The organism is Pseudomonas sp. Sample_21, from assembly GCF_004307525.1.
GTDB classification, from domain to species: Bacteria; Pseudomonadota; Gammaproteobacteria; order Pseudomonadales; family Pseudomonadaceae; genus Aquipseudomonas; species Aquipseudomonas atacamensis.
Genome location: NZ_RCNZ01000101.1, coordinates 1 through 21,254, shown reverse-complemented (window position 1 = coordinate 21,254; position 21,254 = coordinate 1). Strand labels below are relative to the sequence as shown.

The window sequence follows — 21,254 nt, the reverse complement described above, 5'->3', positions numbered from 1 at the left end:
ATGAGCCTTAAACCATGGCGCGAGATCGCCGTTCCTCATGAGGACGTCCTCAAAGGCACGTTTCAGCAGGCCGAATTCGCGGCCGATATTTCGCGTGTTCATCAAGGCTCGGCATCCGAGGAGTACCAGGACGCTGCGCTGTTCTTTCAGCGTACGTTCATCACCGAGGGTATGCGCCTGTTGCTCGACTCGGTAGTCAAGCGCCTCGCTGGCAAAGGTGGCGATCCGGTCGTCCAGCTCCAGACTGCGTTTGGCGGCGGTAAGACACATACCCTGCTCGCCGTTTATCACTTGGCGAAAGGCACACTTCCAGCAAGTCAGCTCCAAGGCATCTCGCCAATCCTTGACGCGGCAGGTATCCAAGAACTGCCGAGGGCAAACGTCGCGGTGCTAGATGGTGTCGACTTGCTCGACTTGGCTAGCAAGCCACGCAAGCATGGCGAGTTCGCTGTGAAGACGATCTGGGGTGAGCTCGCTTGGCAACTCGGAGGCGCGGAGAGTTACGCGATGGTGCAGGAGGCCGATGAAAATGGCACTGCGCCTGGTAAGAGCGCGCTAGCCCAGATGTTGGCCTCGCGTGCGCCTTGCATCATATTAATGGATGAGCTGGTTCGTTTCGTCTCCCAGTTTGAGGAAGGTAAGACTCTCTCTGGCGGCACATACGACACACAAATTTCTTTTGTCCAGTCACTCACCGAGGCATTAAAGGCAGTGCCGACGGCAATACTCCTGGCATCGCTGCCGTACTCTGATCGGGAGGCAGGCAGCCAGCAAGGGATAAAAGCTTTACGAGCTTTAGAACATTATTTTGGACGTGTTCAGGCGCTATGGAAGCCTGTGGCAACCGAAGAAGCGTTCGAAATTGTACGCCGGCGTTTGTTCGCCAACATCTCTGATCAGCTAGGCGCAGAAGAGGTGTGCCGGGCTTATGCGGACTTCTACTCAGCCAACGCGGGAGATTTTCCCCCAGATACACAAGACAGCCACTATTTTGACCGGATGAAGCATGCGTATCCGATCCATCCGGAGGTCTTCGATAGGCTCTACGAGGATTGGTCCTCACTTGACAATTTCCAGCGAACCCGCGGTATTTTGAAATTCATGGCCAAGGTGATCCATCGCCTTTGGACTGACGGCAATAACGATCTAATGATCCAGCCTGGAAGTCTGCCGCTGTATGACTCGGACACCCGCAACGAGGCTATCTACTATCTGCCACAGGGGTGGGATCCCGTCCTCGAGCGCGATATTGATGGCGAGCGGGCGATCACGACTGAACTCGACAACGCGAAGCCGCTGTTCGGGTCCATCTTGGCTTGCCGCCGAATCGCGAGAGCCGTATTCCTCGGATCTGCTCCAGATGCGGGGGCTGTTGGCGGATCAAAGCACCATAGGGGCATTGAGCTTGAAAACCTGATGCTGGGCTGCGCGCAGCCTGGGCAGGTGCTGGGACACTATAAGGATGGCGTCCGCTCCTTGGTTGACCGTCTTCAATACTTCAACAGCGCGAATAACAGATACTGGTTCGATACCCGGCCAAATCTTCGTCGTGAAATGGAAGACCGCAAGCGCCGGTTCAACCTACGTGAGGATGTCTACCCTTACATACGCGAAAAACTGCGTTTTGCGCCTGGATCCTTCGGCGGAGTACACGTCTTCACTGAGAGCGCGAGTGTTCCTGATGATTTGGCGTTGCGGATCGTGGTCCTGCATCCAGAGGCCACATTTGGGCGATCTGCGCAAGGCCCAGCGACCGATGCCGCGTTGGCGATCTTGAGGCAACGCGGAGATCTGGCTCGGCAGAAACAAAATCGGCTGATTTTCTTGGCGCCGGACGCCGACAACGTCAGCCGCCTCAAGGATCATGTGTGCTCAGCGCTCGCTTGGCAGTCCATCGTGGCTGATGTGAAGGAGGGCCGCCTCAATCTCGATCAGCACCAAGCCAAGCAAGCGTCGAGTAGCCTCGAACAGGCCAACGAAGGTCTGGCGCGCATGGTGCGCGAGACCTACAAATGGCTATTGGCCCCCATGCAGGAGGCTAAGCCTGGTAAGGGCATCGGTGATCTCCAATGGGAGCATTTCCAAGTTAACCCGGCAGTGGCGAATCGTGCCGACGAGATTGAGAAAATTCTCAAAGAACACGAACTACTCATCACCGAATGGTCACCCATCCATCTGTCAAATCTGATGCGGACATGGTTTTGGAAAGATGATGCTCCCGCCTTTAGCGCGGTCGAGACTTGGCACAAAACATGTCATTACCTGTATCTGCCTCGGCTCCTCGACGCGGATACTCTACGGATGGCGATTGGTGTCGGAATAAGTTCGCGTGACTTCTTCGGCGTCGCCTATGGCAATGAGGAAGGCCGCTATCAGGGCTTCCAATTCGCCGAAAACACTTCGGTGATTTTCGACGACACATTATTGCTGATCGAACCCAAGGCAGCTTCCGACTTTTCGGCCAAGCTTGCGGCCGAGGCCGCTGAGCGCGAGGCCGCTGCTATGCCTGCGACGCATGGACGCGACGTGTCGGGCGCTGGATCAGGAAGTAATGCTACAGGGAATGATGCGGATGACGATTCTGGACCTTTGCCTTCGCCCTCCAGCAGTGGCTCTCCGGCCCCTATGCCAGCACCGGGCCCTGTTGCCAAAAAGCGGATGTTCTTCGGCACCGTTGAACTCGATCCGGTCAAAGCTAAGTTGCAGTTCTCAGACTTGGCCGACGAGGTATTGATGCTGTTTACACAGAAACCGGGGATCAATGTGAGAATCTCAGTCGAGATTGAGGCCGAATCATCTGCAGGATTCGATGACAGTACGCAGCGGGCTGTGCGTGAAAACTGCAATCTGCTTAAGTTCAAAAATCAAGCGTTCGAAGAGTGACTGAGTTCTAGGATGGAGCTGAGCGGAAACTGGCTTACGGTCAGCGACCGCACAGCCTAGCCAGTGCTATCGAAAACAATCAGTCCAAACATTTGCTCCGGGCCCACATGAAACTTATCAACACCTACGATGATAGAGACGATGCTGAAGAGGCGGTGGAAAAGCTTACGGGCGACAAACGACTTGCTAGTGAGCGTGATGGTACCGTGGTGATCTACAATCTATTTGGCACTCCGAGCTGGGGGAACTTCCACCGGCTCAAGATGTACAATTTAGAAGAGCTGAAAGCTCTTCTTGCTCGACGTGCGCACTGGCAAGAGATAGAGCGGGCTCGTCACACGGAAATCATCGCAACGCTCCAATCCGTGGCTAAAAATTATGTAATAGCCATCCCAGAGCACTGGCTCTAATCGATGAAGCGAATCTCCAGATAAACTGGTGGATCGTCTTCTCCCTCGACCTTGTAGCCCCCGGACGTATTGAGCAATTCAGCCACGACCTGACTTCAAGCGCCGTTGTAGTTGTCGCCTTCAGTGACGATGAAGGCGTTACTGGGTATTTCATCCTTTAATGGCTAAGTCGGCGCATACACGCAGGACACCGTCGTGCACATTGTTGACCGCATCTTGCACAGTCAATTCATTACGGCAGGAGAACCACTGATACTTCGCGATGGCATTTTCGAATGCAGCTGAGCAAGCTGAGTGTTCTGCAGCGTTTTTGATCACCAGGCTATTCAGTCCGCGAGCGCGCCTCGCAGCACGTTCCCACGAGATATCCGGCGCTGTGATAACCCCAACGTGTAGGTCAGGGATCCGTACGCCCATGTCGAGGTTCAGCTGCAGTATCTCAGGAAAGGGCAGGATTCTCCGGAATGCGGAGTCTGACGGGTACCAGCGATCGATGAGGACAATGCTGCCAAGATCCTGTGACTCAATGACGTTCTCTGTGATCCATGCCCTTCCTTTAGCCAACTGTAGACATACTTCACGTTCCAACCCTAGGTTCGGATTTGAAGTGAGCTCCTTGATCAGTTCCAATGTTACCGGCCGGAAAGGGTCGAGCTCCTTTTCACAAAGACAAACCACATTGTGGCCTGCCGCCCGCAGGCAAGGAGCCGTAGCTTCAAGCACAGTCGTCTTGCCTGTGGCTTTCGGCCCGTCAAAGGATACGACCAACTGGCGTTTCAAGCGGCGACTACTGTTGAAGTCGACTCGTTGGCGCTTGCCATCTGTGTAGGTTGCCCGCTGATGCTCCCATCCCGATAAAGAGATATTCCAACGCAACCACTTGCGCGGGCGTTCAGAATAGCCTTTGCAATGTCGTCTAGAGTGCTACTGGAGGGCAGGTTGATTGTCTTTGAAATCCCCCCATCGATGAACGATTGGAACGTAGCCTGGGTGCGAATGTGTTCGCTTGGAGTGAGGTCATGTGCACGAATCATCGTTTCCCGTATTGCGGCTGGGATCAAAGCGATCTCACACGGGGCATCTCCATTGATCAACTGATTAGTGATTTCATCAATCACCGCAGCACTTAAGTCATGCCCTATAAGCAGGCGGCGGAGGGTGGGTTGGAGCTGGTGAATTACTCGGTTCTCAACAGTCTGGCGAAGCACATAGCTAAAAACCGGTTCGATTCCACCAGACACGTTTGCCATCAGGCTCAAAGTCCCATTTGCAGCGATGGCCATCAGGGAAGCGTTTCGGCGCAGCGGCTCGCCGGGGTGCAACAGTTTAGGGCTGCAGCTGCCTCGGTTGGTTGCTAAGAGCTCACTGGTTGACCGAGCAGCCGATTTCATCAGTGCCATCACGCGTGAGGCGAACTCCAGTGCCTGCTCAGTCCCGTAGCGTTTTCCCATCAGCAACAAAGCGTCTGCATACCCCATGACGCTCAGACCGATCTTGCGACTTTCCTTGCATCGTTCAGCAACCTCCTCAGACGCGTGATTCTGAATGTCGTGAAGGTTATCCAGGCAACGCACTGCAAGGCTTACAGCCTCTTGAAAGCGGTTTTCATCGAACACACCAGCGTGGATGAACCTCGAAGCGTTCAGTGAGCCGATCAGTGAGGACTCGTTTTCGCGAAGCAAGCTCTCTCCGCAAACGTTCAGAATCAAACGTTCCCCATTTGGAGAGCGAAGGGACTTATGCTCGCCGAATGCGATGGCGGGGCGACCGGTGCTGTAGATTGATGAGCAGACAGCGTCCCAGGTGGCAGTGGCCTTAGTGTCTGTGCGATGCAACGCGGCGAAGAACTCACCGTCGAGTTCGACGTTAGTGTGTGTGATCTCCAGCGAACTGCTCATGCCAATGAAAGAGGACACCATTGGATGGTCGGCATGGAGAGTTACAGCGCTGTGAGCTTTGCGTTTACGGGTTGGATTGAGGATTGCTGTCTGCTGCTCAATGAACATTGTCATGGCCACAGGATCGTCGACCGATGTCAGGTCGTAGCCAATGCCGCCACATCCGTCGTGGATCTTTCCGGCGACTTTCATGGCGCTGGTATTCAGGGGGGGAGCCAGTACATGGCAGGCGAATAGATTAGCGCTGTTCTCGTGTTCACTATTCATCATCACGGGGGAGTTGGGCAAGAACGCCCCATCATGCAGCAAAGCATGCAGTTTCATCCCCAGAGCTTTCGCTTCAGCTTCAGATGAGTATTGCATCTCAACTGTTTCAAACATCCGAACCACTCGCCGTGGTAGATCGGACCAGTCACATGCGTTCACGTCAGCGAAAAATCGCGGTGCCAGAATCCCAAGGTATGGGTTGTTGACCGCCCATGCTGGTTGAACTTGAAGTGCAGGCTGATTTGTCTGGTCCATGATTACTACCGGGGCTGAAGACACCGCCCCGACTCCTTCTGATCTTGATTGATGGGGCGCAGCCGGGTGGGGCGGCGCGGATAAGAATCTACAAGTTATCGGTAAAACGGGAGATACCTCAAGTGCAGAGCCTAAAGCACCCTGCCGGACCCACATAGCGGCAAAACCATTTCCAGCGAGAAAGAACAGAATATCTACTCAGTATTGCCATCGACGCCAGCGATCGACTGGGAACGTATTAAATACGGCACGATCTTTATTGGAGCGTAAGCGCTCCAAGTTTTATATTTATGGATCGCTAGAGCTCCACTAATGATGGCTACTACCCATCTTCTTGAGTAATCTCCCGCCATCGAATACGGGAGATCAACATGGACAGCCGGTCACCAGAAAACCTACCTAAGCCGCTTGGACGCTTCTTTAGCGAGAATCTGAGTGCGGTGATGGCGGTTGCAGGTAAGCAGCGCGACAGCGGCTTACCTGGGCCAGTCACATCCACCAGGTTGCAAGCCGAGACGGGGATTGCTCGAAGCACACTTCGCTCGCTCAAATCGCTAGAGGATGACTCGGCCGCCAATCCAAACCTCGATACGCTTGAGCGCATTGCCGATGTGCTGGGAGTGCCGCCTGCATTCCTGCTCATGCGTCCTCAGGACTGGTTAGCCCTTGGTAACGCTTTGGGTGATATCGGTCACTATTTGCCCGCCGCCGGCAAACTCCAGCAAAACGGTTTACTAGAAGCCAAGAGTCCGGTGGAAAAGGTGCTGCGTGAGTCAAAGATGCATCCTGATCCACGACCAATTGGGGTTGGTGCTTCGCCAGAAGTAGCGCGTGCAAATGCTAGAGACGAATGGCGTCGGCGGCACTGCCTTACCCTTGATGCATTGATACTCCGGCAAGTCCGAAGTCCAAACCAGCGAGTTGCCCTAGCGGCTATTGCCGGCGCGCTGGCCAACCGGGCAACACCGAACGATCCGAAGATCGAAAACTAATTCATCCAAATTCAGAAGGAGTTCTAGCATGGCACTGATTCACGATGCGGACCTCGCAGATGTGCTGATGAGCTCAAGCGCAGATGATGTCAGGCTACTTATTGACGTCATCACCGACAACGGCAAGGGGCGGGTCTCTCTGTCCTCAACAGTGTGCGGACAATTGGTTGCAGGCAAGGAAGGCGAAGTCAATGAATTCATGCGCGCCTTGGTGGCAGAAGAGCTGACACGCTTTGGCGGTAACTCGTTGATGAACCTTTTCCGCGGGGGCAGCGGTGTCCCCTACAAAGAAATGCTCAGCGACGTTGCGAACCATGTTGGCGTAGCCAAGATCAGCACCGCCAGTTGCGGCGATTTAGAGATGGCAATCATCGCGAAAGTAATTGAGCAATCGCTCAGCCGTATGAGCGAGGAAGACAAAGCTACCTTCTTCGAGTCAGTAGGACCCGGATACCGCGCCGGGATGGGGCCGAGCGCTCTCGCCACGCTCATCGCCAGCCTGAGTGCCTCCGGACTCACGGCTTACTCCCTCTCTGCCATGGTAGCGAGCGCAACAATGAGCAGCCTTGTGGGGCGGGGCGTGGTCTTCGCCGGTGGTGCGACTCTGGGCAGAGGTTTGGCAGTTCTCACAGGCCCCGTCGGTTGGGCGATCACCGGGATCTGGACTGCCTTCGACCTCGCCAGCCCGGCCTACCGGGTAACCGTCCCCTGTGTCATTCAGATCGGTCACATGCGCCAGAAGATGTTGCTTAAGCCAACCTGTTCAGAATGCCACTTTCCACTCACGGCAGACGCTAAGTTCTGTGGCAATTGCGGTGCACGGGTGACAAGCCGATAAAAGCGCTTTCGTTCAATCGCAACTGGAGTATTCGTTGATGAATCCTACGATTTCACCACTTGAGTTTTTACTGACCAATGCAATCTGTTTCGCCGCCGGCGCTGCAATGGTTGTCGCGCTGCAACTAGGAGGCAAGGCCGTTTACCGGGCAGGGCAGCGCAAGACACCCCCCGCTTTCTGATCTCAATCAGAAGTGCATCAGGCGAAACAATCAATTAAGGGATGAGTTATGTACACCAACAAGCATGCTACCCGTCTGGCGCAGCAAACACTTCAAGCTGTGCAGATGATCGACGACATCAGTCGGTGGAAGTCCGACCTGGAGTGGTTCAGCACGTTCGATATTGAAGACGCTAATACCAAACTGGGGCACGCCAAACGTGCAGTGCAGATGGTCGGCAATCGCCTGGCTGAACACAAGCATAAGATTATGTCATCTCAGCAGCGCTTGGCCGAGTTAAAGGAGATCGCGGGGGGCTTTTTCTCCAGTTTCTGGCGGTCGGCTGAACAAACCGTTGCCCATCGACAATGTACTGAGCTTGAATCCCTTCTTAAATCTCTCCGCCAATCTGCGGCCGATGACCAAGTCATGCTGGATGCCTACGAAAAGGATGTATGCAAGCTAACCGAGTCGCTTCTTCGCCATCGTGGCCTGAATCCGCTTGAAGCCCAGGCGACCATGGCGAGCAAGAGTGAGGAGTTGGCGCGATTGCAAGACGAGATCGAAGAAACCCGCCGTGCAAGTGAGCATTGGGAGTCGATGGCCGGCGAGGTGCTGCGCAAATGGAAATGTGCACTCAGTGAGTTGGCCAAAATAGAGCGTGACATTGCTCAAGCTGAAGGCTTTGAAAGAGAGTTGAGTAGTGCAATGACCTCTCGCGAAAAAGCGATGATCCACCAGCGTTGCGAGGCTCGTTTTCAAAATGGTAGACCAGGTGCCGTCCTTAGTAGACTGAACGGCGAACAACGCAAGTTGCAACGTGACGCCGATAAACTACAGTCCCGTCTGAAAGACATCATTCGGCTGCTGGATAAGCAAATTAAGACGCTGATAATCGATGGCAATAACCTTTGCTACGAACCTATGGAGCAAGGTAAGGGGCGTTTCATTGGTCTGGCCGCATTGAAGGCACTGGTGCCGCACCTTTCTAAAAGCTACAACGTGACCTTGATGTTCGATCCAGGCATCCGCCAGCGTCTATCGCTGGATGACTTCGCGCTGAAGGAAATGTTTCCCGAGGCTAACGTCATCGTGATGCCCCCGGAAATTAAAGCCGATGAAGGATTGCTTGCTGCTGCCGAGTTCGACACGGGCGCCTATGTAATCAGCAATGATCATTTTGCGGATTACCCCGAGCAGCCGGCAGTTCAAGAGAACCGGGTTTTAAAGCATATCGTTCACCCAAGGTCGGTGCAGATCCACCAGTTGCAGTTGAATATTCCGTACTGAGCCTGACACACGTACCGAAATATGTGGCTGAGACATATCGTAATACTGCAGTACTTTGAAATTTATTTACGTTGTAGGCAGCGCGACTATTGATGGTGCAGGACTCTTTGGCACAACCGTTCGCGCCTTTCGATTTCAGTAAGATTCGTCAAAGAATTGATACAAACCTCCAAAAATCGATAACAGCTCCGACTCAGCTCAGTGGGAATCAGCCAGTTCAAAGCAATCAGTACGCGGCTGTGGCAGAGAGACTATCTGCGTCCGTTTTATGAGTTGGGGACTAATGGTATGCGGCTTGTCTGTCCCCTCCGCTGAAGGTTCGCCCGCGATCCAAACCCCCTGGGGCGATGAGTTCGCTCCGACGATCAAGGATGGCGTTCGGTGTGCTGAGACCTGGCTCGAAGGCTCATCATTACCGTTGTGGTGGGCACTGGCGCAGAACTGAAAACGTCATTGTCCTGGGGACTTTCAAGAAGCGTTCGAGGCCGGTTTTCTGCTGCGCTTGCAGCAGACGCTGCTTAATCTCCGTGAAGCTACTGCATCTCGACCAACCAGTTTCGATGCTTGAGGCTCTAATTGACGCTTGAGACTTTTCTTTTCCCGCCAAACCCTCCGATCAAGCGATCTTTGATCGCGCCGATCGGCGGGTTCACTCGCTTTTTCTCGAAGCCACCTAGTTCCATCCTCCCATTTCAAATTTGATTAGCGCCACGCCTTCTTTTACCCGCCAGTAAATGCCCACGATCTCTATCGAGTACACCGCAGTTTCAGCGTCAGAGTCGAGCTTGTCGTAGGGCTATGGCTAGAGAGGTGGCGACACCGGCGACAGCGGCGACAACCCATGCAGAACGTGACCTTGAGCGTGGCGACAGAAGTGGCGACAGTCGCCACTTTCTGAGCATATTGGCCGTGACGCTTGACCGCCTTTTCGAGTGGGTATAAAAAATGGGGCACGGATCGCTGTCGTTGACAGCACCAGCCCAGGTAGCCAGAACCTTCAAGGCTACGCCACTTTTTGGTGGTTCCCCCGAAGTGCGATTAGCGTCCGGCGGCTCGCACGGTCACTTTCCAAGAGTGATGGATGCCTACTCGACTGATCTGCCCATTGCGGCAGACGATGTGCCTACCTCGCTACGCTGCAGCAACCTCACATTTCGGCACACTTCGTTGCGCCAGACCGCGCCCGTCTCTTTCTCCTGGAAAGAGACGGGCGATCTTACCACTGCTGCAAGCCACGTCGTACAAGGCATTGCCGCAACTCTCCTCGTGACAATCGGCCTGACAAATCCGATTCGTCGCCATCCGCAACGACATAGGCATCGGTGCCGCAGCCTATGGAAAGGCTGCACCTGACTGACAGTCAGGCATGCCCCAGGTGTCGATGTTGTTGCCTTCTCCCGCTCAGGATCTCCAGGTGCCGAACTCGTCAGTCGGCACAGCCTCCACCCGCCCGCATCTTCGGATGCGTCTAAGGAGGCCAGATTCATGGGGTCATGCCCTTGCTCCCGGTCGTAAGGAGCCGTTCGTTCCGCGTCAGTGAACACCTCACAGGCCGCAGGGGCCTTGATCCCTGATAACACTCAACAGCCGTGGCGGAGTTACGTGAGGACAACCAGCAATGAACGAGGAGAGGGCCCATGCAGCAGTTAGATCCGAAGCTTGAACTACCACGACCGCCTCGACCGCTGGTTGAGTCGAATCCCGTGGCCCAGCCTTATCCGGTGCAGGCGCTGGGTGGGATTCTTGGGCCTGCGGTTGAGCGTATGGCCGAGGTCATCGGCGTGCCCCAAGCGCTGGCCGCGCAATCGGTCTTGGCCACCTCGGCGCTGGCCACCCAAGGTCATGCGGGCTTACAGCTCGACGGGAGACATTATCCCCTGTCGTTGTACCTGATCACCGTCGCCGCGTCAGGGGATCGCAAGACGGCGACAGATCGATGTGCCTTGCTGCCAGCACGGCTATGGGAGCGTGAACAGTGGCAGCGCTATCGTGAACAGCTCTCCCGGTACCGTGCCGCACAGCGACAAGCGCAGCGTATCAACCCTGCCGATCCCGCTCCCACAAACAGCGTACCGCTCGAAGCGGAGCCTTCAGCCCCGAGGCTGATCACCACGGAACCGACGATCGAGGCCTTGATCAAAGGGCTCTGTCACGACCTGCCCAGCATGGGGTTGTTCTGTGACGAAGGCGGACAATTCCTCGGTAGCAGCACCATGAGTCGGGATAATCGTTTGAAAGCGGTCACGACCTTGTCGTCACTCTGGGATGGCAGTCCGATAGATCGCGCGCGCTCCATGGTTGGCGAAAGCTTGCGAGCCTACGACAGACGCTTGAGCCTGCACCTAATGCTGCAACCGTACTTGGCCATGCAGTTACTCAGTGACCCGTTGCTGCAGGGACAAGGCATTCTAGGGCGCTGCTTGATGACCTGGCCCACCAGTCTAGCCGGGCAACGTAGCTACCAGGCTGTCGACTTGTCCAAAGACGCCGCCCTAAAGCGCTATCATCACCGCCTTTCGGCTCTGTTTTATCAGCCGTGGTCACTTTCCGCTGACGGTGCCTTGCAGCTGTCAATGCTGAGCCTAAGTCAGCTGGCGCGTTGTCGCTGGATTGATTTGCATGATGCTATCGAAGCTCAACTGGGGGAGTTTGGCGAGCTGGCCAGCGTACGGCCCAGCGGATCAAAGGCCGCCGATAACCTGCTGCGCGTCGCCGGCATTCTTGCAGTTGTGGAGGAGAGCAGCGTCGTGGAGGTCGACCATATCCAACGGGCCTCCGCTTTAGTCGGCTACTACCTCACCGAGATCCAGCGCCTGACTGAGCAGGAGCCAGTGTGTCGGGTAAAGGAAGAGGCGGACCGGTTGCTGCGATGGCTACAGGTCAAAGATTGGAAGCGTTTCAGTATTCGTGAATTGAATCGCAACGGTCCCCGCTTTGCCCGTAAGAGCAGTCGTCATACCGCCAAGCTGTTGGTCGAGTTGATTGATCATCAGTGGTTGATCACCGATGGCCACACCTTCGAGGTGCGCCATGTTCAATCTTGATGAAGCGTTGCGTAACCATCTGGCTCAGCGCCAAAAAGAGCCAAAAACGCGGTTTGTCGCCGCTAGTGTCGCCACTTTGTCGCCACGCCCAAAACCAGGCAGGACAAAGGGTGTCGCCGCTGTCGCCGGTGTCGCCACCACACGTAAAACTATCACCTCGACGACAGCCATCATTCAGTGGTTGAAAGAGGAGGGCGCGCATCTCTACGTCACCGACAACACGCTGTGTTTTCGCCCGACTGATTGGGCCCAGTTCGCCATCGTGAGTGCGAACTGGAAAGCCCTTTTGCATGATCTCGCTGCAGTCGATCAGGAGCAGAAAAATGGCTCGGGTCGGTAAGCGAGCGGGGCGTAATTTTGGCTTCGGTCGTCAGCTTAGCTATGCCGGGCCGCAAGCACTGAAAGATCTTTTTGGCGACGGCCATTTTGCTACCGTCAAAGCCCATAGCGATCGCTGGCAGGCGTTCGTGCGTTGGTGTCGATCCGATGAAGGACCGAGGGTCAATGACGCGCGCCAGATAGACCGCGAGATCCTCATGCGGTACGCCGTCCACGTGCGGGAGCAGGTTGATCAGGGCAACGTCGGCATTGCCACCGCGCAGAACCGACTGTCCAGCGTGAACCGAACGATGGCCGCGCTGCGCGGTGATCAGTACGTCAAAATCCCGAGTCCGAGTAAGGCGCTGGGCTTGCAGCGCTCAAGCGTGCGTAGTGAGGCTTCGCAAGGCCAAGACCGTGCGCAGGTCGAGTTGATCGCACGGGCGCTGTCAGATCGTCAGCAATCGAGGGTGAGTGCCATTGTGCTCCTCGCCCGTGAGACTGGTATGCGGCTGCGCGAAACGATCCTGGCCGATCTGCCCCGACTGCAACGTGAGGTTCGGCAACTGGGCAAGATCAACATCCAGGATGGCACCAAAGGTGGTCGATCAGGGGCCTCGGCACCGCGCTGGATTACGGTAACGGATCAAGTTCGCGATGCCCTGGATTGGGCCAGCGCGAACTCACCCAATGGCAGCCGGAATTTGTTGGCGCCCGACGAAAGCTACAAAGACTTTATGCAGGCAGTTGTGCGACCGGCACGGGACATCCTGCATGAGCATGGATTGAAAAGTTTTCATGAGCTGCGGGCGGCTTACGCCTGTGAGCGCTATGAGCAACTAGTCGGCTTTCCTGCACCCGTTAATGGTGGCCGTGTTCATCAAGAGGATCGAGCACTCGATCAGCGAGCCCGTAAGCAGATCAGCCACGAGTTGGGACATAACCGCATCGATGTGGTGAGTGCCTACATCGGAGGTCGGCGATGACGGCCGAGTTCGACATAGCGTTGTTCCTGCGCCCCGTGCTCAAAGGTGCACATGCCACGCAGCAGCGGCACATCAGGCAAGCAGAAAGGATGCACGAGGTGATTCGTGAACGCTGGGGTTGCGCGACTCCCTGGTCCTGGAGAGAGAAGCACGTGAGATGGTTTCTGGAGCACTATTTGCGATGCTCAGCTCAAGCTACCGTCTATTACTACGAGTTAACAGCAGGGTTGATCCGCCGTAGAAAGGCAAAAACCGTGGTTGCCTGATAGACCTTTAAGCGTGAGCCCCTGAGTATGGGAATGCGGAGCCTTCCCATACTCAGGGGCTTGGCTGAAAAAGCGCAGGCATACCAGAGATCTGGCAACTGTCGTCACTCCTTTCACCCTACTACACGACACGAATCGTAGCCGGTGCCGCTTACCTTTTGGATGTTCAGCGAATCGGTACGACGTTGCGATCTCTGGTTTGATTGATAGCCGATGCGGACAGGCTGCCGGTGGCCGCGTTCTGGATATGTTCACTCCACCAAGCCATCATCGGACGCCGGCGTTCGATGTAGTCCGTCCTGTTGTAGGCGCTACGAACTTCGTCCTTGTCGACATGCGCCAGCGCGACCTCGATCAGTTCCGGATCCCAGCCATGCTCATTCAGGATGGTGCTCGCCATCGAGCGCAAGCCGTGGCTGACTAGACGGTCCTGAAAGCCCATACGCTTCAACGCCATGTTGGCGGTCTGGCTATTGGCATGGGTGCGGGGGTTTCTATCTGAGGGGAACACGTACTCTCTGTTACCACTGAGTTGCTTGAGCGTCTCCAGTAACGAAAGTGCCTGATCGGTGAGGGGGATTGTGTGCGGGCGCCGCTTTTTCATGCGCTCTGGCGGAATGGTCCAAATGCGCTTGTCGAAGTCGATATCTGCCCATCGTGTGGTGGCAGCTTCGGCGGGGCGGGTCATCGTGTGCAACTGCCATTCGATCAGGCAGCGGGTCGTGCGCTTGATGCTGGCGTTCGCGATTTCCATCATGAGCTCGGGAAGCTCCTCAGGTGGTAGCGCAGCCATGTTCTCTTTCTTGGGTTTCTTGAACACCGCCCGAATTCCATTGAGGGGGTTCGCGAATATCAGCCCGGAGTTGACCCCGTAGGTCATGATCTCGTTGAGTCGTTGGCTCAATCGTTTCACGGTTTCGAGGCTCCCTTTGGCCTCGATTGGACGAAGGATCTTGATAACCATCGGAGCAGTGATTTGAGAGAGCGGCGTTGTTTTCATGCTTGGGAATACATGAAGCGTCAGCGATCTCCAAATGTCTTCGGCGTAGGCTTTGGTTACGGAGTCTTTCTTCAGCTCGAACCAGGCGGTGGCCACCTTCTCGAAAGTGTGTTCAGTCTCAGCAAGTTTGGCTTGCCTTACCTCATCACGCTGGGTTTTGGGATCAATGCCCAAAGCGAGCAGCTCACGCGCCTCTGCTGCTTTCTTCCGGGCGTTGGCTAGCGAGAGGTCAGGGTATGGACCGAGCGCCATATTAAGACGGGCTCTGGTCAACGGCTCGCGGTAATTGAAATTCCACATCATCGAGCCGCTGGCGCGTACTCGAAGCTGCAGGCCGTCGCCGTCGCTGAGGACGAAGTCTTTACCAGTTGCCTTGACTGCCTTGAGCTGGCGATCGGAGAGGCGGGTTGCGTTAGTAGGCATGGGGCTACCTCCAGCACCGTTTTGGTATCCTGAAAATAGCATTTGGTAGTCCGGGATACCACCTGGGATACCAAAGCAGCTGGAACTCAGAAAACCTCCAAAGCTCCCGTAAGCGCTGAAATCCCCGTATTTACTGGATTTCAGGCACAAAAAAAGACGTCCGTGGACGTCTTTAGTTGATCAAATGGTGGAGCCGGGGGGATTTGAACCCCCGTCCGCCAGTACTCCGCTGTCGGTACTACATGCGTAGCCGTGTCTATTAAGTTAACCCTCAGCGACCCGACGGGCAGGGTGCTTTGGGCGAGTTGTGTAAGTTTTAGCCGCTTCGTCCACAACGTACTGCACGGCGATTCTGTTCTATATGACAATCATTTCGGGTTTACAGACATCCCCTGATGATTGCTGGACCCGAAGGTACCAGGAGCATTGTCAGCTGCAATTAAGCAGCGAGAGCAACACCGTATTGGTCGTCATTGGCAACTATAAGTAGTTGCAACAGTGGATTTACGACTTCTGTTACCAAGTCGGCATGCACCTAGAGTTTCGCAACCGGCGTCGAATCCTAAACGGCCCCGAACTCATTGCCCGGTGAATCTGTTCGGGCAACAAGCGTGCACAGTGTACGTCAAAACGCTTGGCAGGCCAACCCGAAGGTTGGCCTGCGCGACATCAGTTACGCGTCGGGTTACGGATCTGCATCTTGCTGATGATGCCGTTGGTAACCTCGATGCATTCCTTGTCGTTGCCGGACGCCTGGGCCGCAGTAGCTTTTTCCTGTGCTTCCTTGATGTTATTCATGGAGCTTTCAGGAAGGGACGGCTGGCTGGTGACGAAGTCTTTGATGCTTTGAAGATTCCCGGCACAAAGGTCTTTGTCGGCCGCGAACACCGGCGAGGCCAGAAGTGCACCAGTGATAAACAATCCAGCAATTGCAGAATGCTTCATGGGTATCTCCTTGAACGATGGGGGCTCGGTGCTGCCGGACGGTCTGGCCGCGATGCCGAGGTCAAGACAAGCGAGGTCAGTATAGGACCTGTCTGGTTGACCGCTTCGCTGCGCAGGAATTCGGTTTTATTTGCAACGAATGTCAAATGGCCAGATCGGTCGACCAGGTGTAGATGAAGCCGACCTGCAAAAGGTCGGCGCATGAATCATTTTTTGGTGTCACCGGTCGCGTTTTGAATGTCCAGCAGGGTTTGCTGGGTTTCAGCGAGGCAGTCGTCAATCTTGCCTTGTGCTTTCAGGGCGCGGGCTTTGCTGACACTGGCCGAGACGCGCGCATTCAGATCCGGTGACGTCTGGTATTGAGTCTTGGCGCTATCGATTCTCTGCAGATTGGCATCGCACAAATCGGCAGGTTTTTCAGCGGCGAACGAAGTGGACGCCATCATCGAGGCAGTGACAAACAGACCTAACATTACAGAGCGGTTCATGTGTATCTCCTTGAACTGAGGGTTCAGACTTCGCTGACCGTTGAACAGGCCCCGAATCGTCCGGGGCATGTGCAGTGGACTACCGCCTCGCTCAAGGGTTCTGATTTTCTCTTCAGCGGACTTTGGCCTGTGTCACCCGATCCACCAGATAAACCAGCCCGTGGTAGTCGATTCCACCGTGCTGGGTCAGGCCGATTTCGCACGTGCGGCTGGTGGAAATCCCTTCGCTGCAATGCTGCACGGCGTCCTTGAGCGTACGCAGCGAATGGCTGTTCAGCTCCGGTGTGGTGAAGCCTTTGTCGCCGGCAAATCCGCAGCAATGTATGCCTTCAGGAATCACCACGGTGTTGCTGCATTTGCGCGCCAGATCGATCAGCGCCTGGCTTTCGCCCAAATGCTGAGTGCTGCAGGTCACGTGCACGGCAATCGGCGCTTCCTGGGGTGTGAAGTCCAGACGATCCAGCAGATGCGTACGGATGAAGCGCACCGGATCGTACAGATCCAGTCGTGTTTCGCCGATGTCCTGAACCAGTCGCAATGTACACGGGCTGGTGTCGCAATAGATCGGGTCGAGGCCGCCACGACTGGCGTGGAGCAGGGCGCTGATCAGTTCCTGGCGCTTGTGCTCGGCCTGTTCGGCGTAGCCTTTGGAGGCGAACGGCTGGCCGCAGCAGAGGTTGTCCTGATTGTCGGGAAAGACTACCTGGTAACCGGCCTTTTCCAGCAGGCCACGGGTTTTGTCGTACAGCGACATCTGTTCTTTGTCGCCCGCCGCCGGACCCATGACCCGCGAGACGCAAGCCGCCAGATAAACCACGCGCGTGCGCTCGTCTGCCACGCTCGGGCTGAAGCGAATGGCTTTTTCCGGCTGTGGCATGGCGTTGGTCCACAGCGGCACCTGGCCTTTGGACAAGCGCGTCAGCGTCGCCGACAACTTCGCGAGACGCGGTGCGCCGAGCATCATTCGCGCACCGTTGGCGACATGCAGGGTGAAGCGCGCGCCTTGCAGGGTCTTGGCGAAATTTCCTTCGATCCAGTCAGCGGTTTTCTGATGCGTGGCGTGTCGGCCACGGAGCTTTTTCACCAGTTCGCCGGTGTTGATGCCTACAGGGCAGCGTTGCGCGCACAGACCGGTCGCGGCGCAGGTGTCGATGCCTTGGTACTCGTAGGCTTTTTCCAGTTCGGTGGTGTCGACGCCGGCGCGCTTTTTCGCCTGGATATCACGCCAGATGACGATGCGCTGGCGCGGACTCAGGGTCAGGCCTTTCGATGGGCAGACCGGTTCGCAGAAACCGCACTCGATGCACTTATCTACAATCTCGTCCGCCGCCGGCAGCGGTTTCAGGTGCTTGAGGTGGATCTGCGGATCTTCGCTGAGCACCACGTCCGGATTGAGAATGCCGTTGGGGTCGAGCAGGCGTTTGAGCTGCCACATCAGTTGATAGGCGTCGCTGCCCCATTCCAGTTCCACGAACGGCGCCATGTTGCGGCCGGTGCCGTGTTCGGCCTTCAGCGAGCCGCCGAATTCCACGGCGACCAGTTGCGCGACGTCGTCCATGAACGCTTGGTAGCGTGCGATTTCTTCCGGGCTGTTGAAGCCTTGGGTGAAGACGAAGTGCAGATTGCCTTCCAGTGCGTGTCCGAAAAGGATCGCTTCGTCGTAGGCATGTTTGTCGAACAGCTCGATCAGGCGATTGACGCCGATCGCCAGTTGTTCGACCGGGAAGGTCACGTCTTCGATGATCACCGTGGTGCCGGTTTTGCGCACGGCGCCGACGGCGGGGAAGGTGTCTTTGCGGATGGCCCAGAGGCGGGCGTTTTCCACCGGGTCTTCGGTGAAGTCGACCTGCTTCTCTACGGGGAAATCGCGCAGGGACGCCATGATTTGCGCCAGTTGTTCCTGCAGCAATGTTGACGAAGCGGCGCGGGATTCGATGAGCAGCGCGCAGGCATTTTCCGACAGCAGCTGTACGAAAGCGGGCATGCCTTTTTTATCCTGCACCGAGCGCAGACTGCGTCGGTCGAGCAGTTCCACGGCGGATACCGGTTGGCTTTTCAGCACGGTCACCGCGTTGCAGCAGGTTTCGACATCGGGGAACACGATCAGCGCCGAGGCCTTGTTCGGGTGATCGATGACGGTGTCGTAAGTCACCGCGCTGATGAAGCCGAGCGTGCCTTCGGAGCCGACCAGCAGGTGGCTCAGGATATCCACAGGCTCGTCGAAATCCACCAGGGCGTTGAGCGACAAGCCGGTGGTATTTTTCAGACGGTATTTGTGGCGGATTCTTGCGGCCAGTTCGGTGTTGGCGCGGGTCTCGCGGCCTAATGTCGCCAAGCGTTCGAGCAGGTCGCCGTGGCTGGAGCGAAATGCCGCGACGCTGGCAGGGTCTTCGCTGTCGAGGAGCGTGCCGTCGGCCAGCACCAAGCGAATTCCGGCCAAAGTGTGATAGGTATTCTGCGCGGTGCCGCAGCACATGCCGCTCGCGTTGTTGGCGACGATGCCGCCGATCTTGCAGGCATTGATCGACGCCGGGTCCGGGCCGATCTTGCGCCCGAACGGTGCCAGCCAGGCATTGGCCTGCGCACCGATCACGCCCGGTTGCAGGCGGATTTGCGTGCCCTGGCCGCGAATCTCGCGGGCGTTCCAGTTATCCCCAAGCACGATCAGCACGGAGTCGCTGATCGCCTGCCCGGACAGGCTGGTGCCGGCAGCGCGGAAGGTCACCGGCACCTTGTCGCGCTGGGCCAGTTGCAGCAGCGCCACCACTTCGTCTTCAGACTCGACGCGGATCACCAGTTTCGGGATCAGTCGATAGAAACTGGCGTCGGTGCCAAAGGCCAGGGTCGACAGCGGATCGTCGAAGCGCCGCTCTGGCGGAATCAATTGCTCGGCATCACGCAGGAAAGCAGCAGGAAGACTCATTGATCCTCCAGAATCAGCACGACCAGATCTTTCGGGCCATGTGCGCCATACGCCAGCACCTGTTCAATATCGGCGGTTTTCGACGGGCCGGAGACCAGCAGCGCGTTGGTCGGCATGCCTTGCGCCCATTCGAATTCTTGTTGCACTTGATAGAAGTTGTCGCGGATTTCGCTGGCCTTGAGCAGGGCGAAATGCACCGGCGGCACCAGGCTCATCAAGCGCGGTTCCTCACGGGTGGGCCAGATGATCAGGCTGCCGGTCGCGGCGATGGCACCGAGGGTGCCGGTGAGGCTGGCCGGGGTGTCGTTGAACAGCTCGGCTTTCCACTCTTCCATTGGCCGGTCGTAGGACTTCAGTTCTGGCAGCTCGGGATTATTCGCCCAGTGCTGTGCGATGCGTTGCCCGTGCGGTGTGGTCGGTGCGATCAGCAGGCTCGGCAACTGGCGGTCGCGCAGCAGTTGCGCCAGTAATGCCGGCCACCCGGCGCCCGAGGTCAGGTGGATTTCGGTGTGCACCGCCTCCATCAGTTTGCGCAGTTGCGGGATGCGTTGCTCGGCGCTGTAGGTGTAGGGCTGGGTGACCAGATCGACATCGAAGTTGTCGGCAATTGGCGTGGTGCCGGTCAGACTTTTCCGCAGCTTGCCGAGGATATTTTGCTTGGCGCTCATCTACGCTCTCCCTGTTTGCCCAGATGCTCGCGGGCCATGTCATGCAACGAACGCGCGGCCGGTTTTGGCGCGCTGTGGTTTTGCGTCCATGGGCCGACATTGCTCGGCGTAAGGGCGCGCAGGCGCGTGGCGAAAAAAGCGAACAAGCGGTACAGCGTCGGCGAGCTGTTGAGTCTGGCCCAGGCGTTCCAGATGAAACGTTCCTTGCGCGAATACTTGCTGCCCTGACCGCGCATCACCTGATTCGGCGCGTCCGGAGCTTTGACGTTTTCCTCACGCAGACGGCGCAGGATGGCGGGGATCGGAATCTTCACCGGGCAGACTTCACCGCAGGCGCCGCACAGTGAGGACGCGCTCGGGTGGTCCGGGACCTTGGCCAGGCCGACCATGTGCGGGGTGATGATTTTGCCGATCGGCCCCGGATAGACCTCGCCATAAGTGTGGCCGCCGACGCGGGTGTACACCGGGCAATGATTCATGCAGGCGCCGCAGCGGATGCAGTTCAGGGTCTGGCGTAATTCACTGTCGGCGAAGGCTTGGCTGCGACCGTTGTCGAGCAGGACCAGATGCACTTCCTGCGGGCCATCGAGTTCGTGTTCCTTGCGCGGGCCGGAGATCATGTTGACGTAAGTAGTGATCGGAATGCCCAGTGCCGAGCGCGTCAGCAGTGACAGCAGCGGCACCACGTCGCGCAGGTTTTCCACGACTTTTTCGATGCCGGTGACGGCGATGTGCACGGGGGGAACGGTGGTGGTCATGCGCCCGTTGCCTTCGTTTTCCACCAGCAGCAGGGTGCCGGTTTCGGCGACGGCGAAGTTGACGCCGGAGACGCCGATGTCGGCTTCGAAGAATTTCTGCCGCAGGACCCTGCGACCGATCTGAATGAGTTGGTCAACGTCCTTGGTGTATTCCACGCCAAGTTTGTCGTGGAACAAGGACGCGACCTGACCGGCATTCTTGTGGATCGCCGGCATAATGATGTGTGAAGGCTTCTCGTGGTCGAGCTGGACGATGTACTCCCCCATGTCGGACTCCAGACATTCAAAGTCCCGAGCCTCGAGGAAATGGTTCATCTCCATCTCTTCGCTGACCATCGATTTGCCCTTGATCACTTGCCGCGCCTCGTGAGCGCGGATGATCGATAAGACGATGCCATTGGCTTCGTCCACCGTTTCCGCCCAGTGCACTGTCACACCGTTG

18 protein-coding genes and 1 other RNA gene are annotated in these 21,254 nt (G+C 56.6%); 10 read left to right on the top strand and 9 right to left on the bottom strand.

Going from position 1 to position 21,254, the window contains the following annotated elements; all coding sequences use genetic code 11:
- A complete protein-coding gene (locus tag D8U71_RS18920; RefSeq protein ID WP_130888416.1) occupies window positions 1-2,883 on the top strand; it encodes a DUF499 domain-containing protein in 2,883 nt (960 codons plus the stop codon).
- Between the two features lie 107 nt (window positions 2,884-2,990).
- The gene (locus tag D8U71_RS18915) at window positions 2,991-3,293 is read left to right on the top strand and encodes a hypothetical protein (protein WP_130888415.1); all 303 of its coding nucleotides are present in this window, start codon (window positions 2,991-2,993) and stop codon (window positions 3,291-3,293) included.
- 150 nt (window positions 3,294-3,443) lie between these two features.
- Here the strand turns inward: D8U71_RS18915 and D8U71_RS18910 are convergent, their stop codons facing one another.
- On the bottom strand, window positions 3,444-4,073 hold the full coding sequence (locus D8U71_RS18910) for a thymidylate kinase (RefSeq protein ID WP_130888414.1): 630 nt from the start codon (window positions 4,071-4,073) through the stop codon (window positions 3,444-3,446).
- Entirely contained in the window at window positions 4,070-5,713 is a 1,644-nt protein-coding gene (locus D8U71_RS18905) for a hypothetical protein (protein WP_177434925.1), read from the bottom strand. Before D8U71_RS18905 ends, D8U71_RS18910 begins: the two co-directional genes overlap by 4 nt.
- Window positions 5,714-6,084: 371 nt before the next feature.
- Here D8U71_RS18905 and D8U71_RS18900 point away from each other — a divergent pair, with 371 nt between their 5' ends.
- The 8 genes from D8U71_RS18900 (at window position 6,085) to D8U71_RS18865 (ending at window position 13,607) form a co-directional block, all read left to right on the top strand.
- Window positions 6,085-6,705, top strand: a complete 621-nt coding sequence (locus D8U71_RS18900) for a helix-turn-helix transcriptional regulator (protein ID WP_130888412.1) — start codon at window positions 6,085-6,087, stop codon at window positions 6,703-6,705.
- 28 nt (window positions 6,706-6,733) lie between these two features.
- Window positions 6,734-7,543, top strand: a complete 810-nt coding sequence (locus D8U71_RS18895) for a zinc-ribbon domain-containing protein (protein WP_130888411.1) — start codon at window positions 6,734-6,736, stop codon at window positions 7,541-7,543.
- 37 nt (window positions 7,544-7,580) lie between these two features.
- The gene (locus D8U71_RS28400) at window positions 7,581-7,724 is read left to right on the top strand and encodes a hypothetical protein (RefSeq protein WP_177434924.1); all 144 of its coding nucleotides are present in this window, start codon (window positions 7,581-7,583) and stop codon (window positions 7,722-7,724) included.
- 48 nt (window positions 7,725-7,772) lie between these two features.
- Entirely contained in the window at window positions 7,773-8,993 is a 1,221-nt protein-coding gene (locus D8U71_RS18890; protein ID WP_130888410.1) for a hypothetical protein, read from the top strand.
- Window positions 8,994-10,630: 1,637 nt separating this feature from the next.
- A complete protein-coding gene (locus D8U71_RS18880; protein WP_130888409.1) occupies window positions 10,631-12,037 on the top strand; it encodes a YfjI family protein in 1,407 nt (468 codons plus the stop codon).
- Window positions 12,024-12,377 (top strand): hypothetical protein, encoded by a 354-nt coding sequence (locus D8U71_RS18875; RefSeq protein WP_130888408.1) that lies wholly within the window; start codon window positions 12,024-12,026, stop codon window positions 12,375-12,377. Before D8U71_RS18880 ends, D8U71_RS18875 begins: the two co-directional genes overlap by 14 nt.
- Complete coding sequence (locus D8U71_RS18870) at window positions 12,361-13,341, top strand: integrase domain-containing protein (protein WP_130888407.1); 981 nt, start codon at window positions 12,361-12,363, stop codon at window positions 13,339-13,341. The genes D8U71_RS18875 and D8U71_RS18870 overlap by 17 nt, the downstream gene beginning before the upstream one ends.
- Window positions 13,338-13,607, top strand: a complete 270-nt coding sequence (locus D8U71_RS18865) for a hypothetical protein (RefSeq protein ID WP_130888406.1) — start codon at window positions 13,338-13,340, stop codon at window positions 13,605-13,607. The genes D8U71_RS18870 and D8U71_RS18865 overlap by 4 nt, the downstream gene beginning before the upstream one ends.
- A gap of 166 nt (window positions 13,608-13,773) precedes the next feature.
- On the opposite strand, the gene D8U71_RS18860 is transcribed toward D8U71_RS18865, so the two are convergent.
- From D8U71_RS18860 to D8U71_RS18830, 7 genes are all read right to left on the bottom strand, one after another.
- Window positions 13,774-15,030: an integrase domain-containing protein gene (locus D8U71_RS18860; RefSeq protein ID WP_130888405.1), complete on the bottom strand. Its 1,257-nt coding sequence runs from the start codon at window positions 15,028-15,030 to the stop codon at window positions 13,774-13,776.
- A gap of 185 nt (window positions 15,031-15,215) precedes the next feature.
- Window positions 15,216-15,604, bottom strand: a transfer-messenger RNA (tmRNA) gene (ssrA, locus tag D8U71_RS18855).
- 95 nt (window positions 15,605-15,699) lie between these two features.
- The gene (locus tag D8U71_RS18850; RefSeq protein ID WP_016771781.1) at window positions 15,700-15,975 is read right to left on the bottom strand and encodes a hypothetical protein; all 276 of its coding nucleotides are present in this window, start codon (window positions 15,973-15,975) and stop codon (window positions 15,700-15,702) included.
- A gap of 206 nt (window positions 15,976-16,181) precedes the next feature.
- On the bottom strand, window positions 16,182-16,463 hold the full coding sequence (locus tag D8U71_RS18845) for a hypothetical protein (protein ID WP_016771780.1): 282 nt from the start codon (window positions 16,461-16,463) through the stop codon (window positions 16,182-16,184).
- 112 nt (window positions 16,464-16,575) lie between these two features.
- Window positions 16,576-19,386 (bottom strand): FAD-binding and (Fe-S)-binding domain-containing protein, encoded by a 2,811-nt coding sequence (locus tag D8U71_RS18840; RefSeq protein ID WP_130888404.1) that lies wholly within the window; start codon window positions 19,384-19,386, stop codon window positions 16,576-16,578.
- Complete coding sequence (locus tag D8U71_RS18835; protein WP_130888403.1) at window positions 19,383-20,054, bottom strand: lactate utilization protein; 672 nt, start codon at window positions 20,052-20,054, stop codon at window positions 19,383-19,385. Before D8U71_RS18835 ends, D8U71_RS18840 begins: the two co-directional genes overlap by 4 nt.
- Window positions 20,051-21,254, bottom strand: a 1,204-nt coding sequence (locus D8U71_RS18830; protein WP_130888402.1) for a lactate utilization protein B, incomplete at its 5' end; no start/stop codon positions are given. The genes D8U71_RS18830 and D8U71_RS18835, both read right to left, overlap by 4 nt.

Coding starts and splice junctions, on each gene's coding strand:
- D8U71_RS18920 (WP_130888416.1), top strand. CDS start 1: ATGAGCCTTAAACCATGGCGCGAGATCGCCGTTCCTCATGAGGACGTC.
- D8U71_RS18915 (WP_130888415.1), top strand. CDS start 2,991: ATGAAACTTATCAACACCTACGATGATAGAGACGATGCTGAAGAGGCG.
- D8U71_RS18905 (WP_177434925.1), bottom strand. CDS start 5,713: ATGGACCAGACAAATCAGCCTGCACTTCAAGTTCAACCAGCATGGGCG.
- D8U71_RS18900 (WP_130888412.1), top strand. CDS start 6,085: ATGGACAGCCGGTCACCAGAAAACCTACCTAAGCCGCTTGGACGCTTC.
- D8U71_RS18895 (WP_130888411.1), top strand. CDS start 6,734: ATGGCACTGATTCACGATGCGGACCTCGCAGATGTGCTGATGAGCTCA.
- D8U71_RS28400 (WP_177434924.1), top strand. CDS start 7,581: ATGAATCCTACGATTTCACCACTTGAGTTTTTACTGACCAATGCAATC.
- D8U71_RS18890 (WP_130888410.1), top strand. CDS start 7,773: ATGTACACCAACAAGCATGCTACCCGTCTGGCGCAGCAAACACTTCAA.
- D8U71_RS18880 (WP_130888409.1), top strand. CDS start 10,631: ATGCAGCAGTTAGATCCGAAGCTTGAACTACCACGACCGCCTCGACCG.
- D8U71_RS18875 (WP_130888408.1), top strand. CDS start 12,024: ATGTTCAATCTTGATGAAGCGTTGCGTAACCATCTGGCTCAGCGCCAA.
- D8U71_RS18870 (WP_130888407.1), top strand. CDS start 12,361: ATGGCTCGGGTCGGTAAGCGAGCGGGGCGTAATTTTGGCTTCGGTCGT.
- D8U71_RS18865 (WP_130888406.1), top strand. CDS start 13,338: ATGACGGCCGAGTTCGACATAGCGTTGTTCCTGCGCCCCGTGCTCAAA.
- D8U71_RS18860 (WP_130888405.1), bottom strand. CDS start 15,030: ATGCCTACTAACGCAACCCGCCTCTCCGATCGCCAGCTCAAGGCAGTC.
- D8U71_RS18850 (WP_016771781.1), bottom strand. CDS start 15,975: ATGAAGCATTCTGCAATTGCTGGATTGTTTATCACTGGTGCACTTCTG.
- D8U71_RS18845 (WP_016771780.1), bottom strand. CDS start 16,463: ATGAACCGCTCTGTAATGTTAGGTCTGTTTGTCACTGCCTCGATGATG.
- D8U71_RS18840 (WP_130888404.1), bottom strand. CDS start 19,386: ATGAGTCTTCCTGCTGCTTTCCTGCGTGATGCCGAGCAATTGATTCCG.
- D8U71_RS18835 (WP_130888403.1), bottom strand. CDS start 20,054: ATGAGCGCCAAGCAAAATATCCTCGGCAAGCTGCGGAAAAGTCTGACC.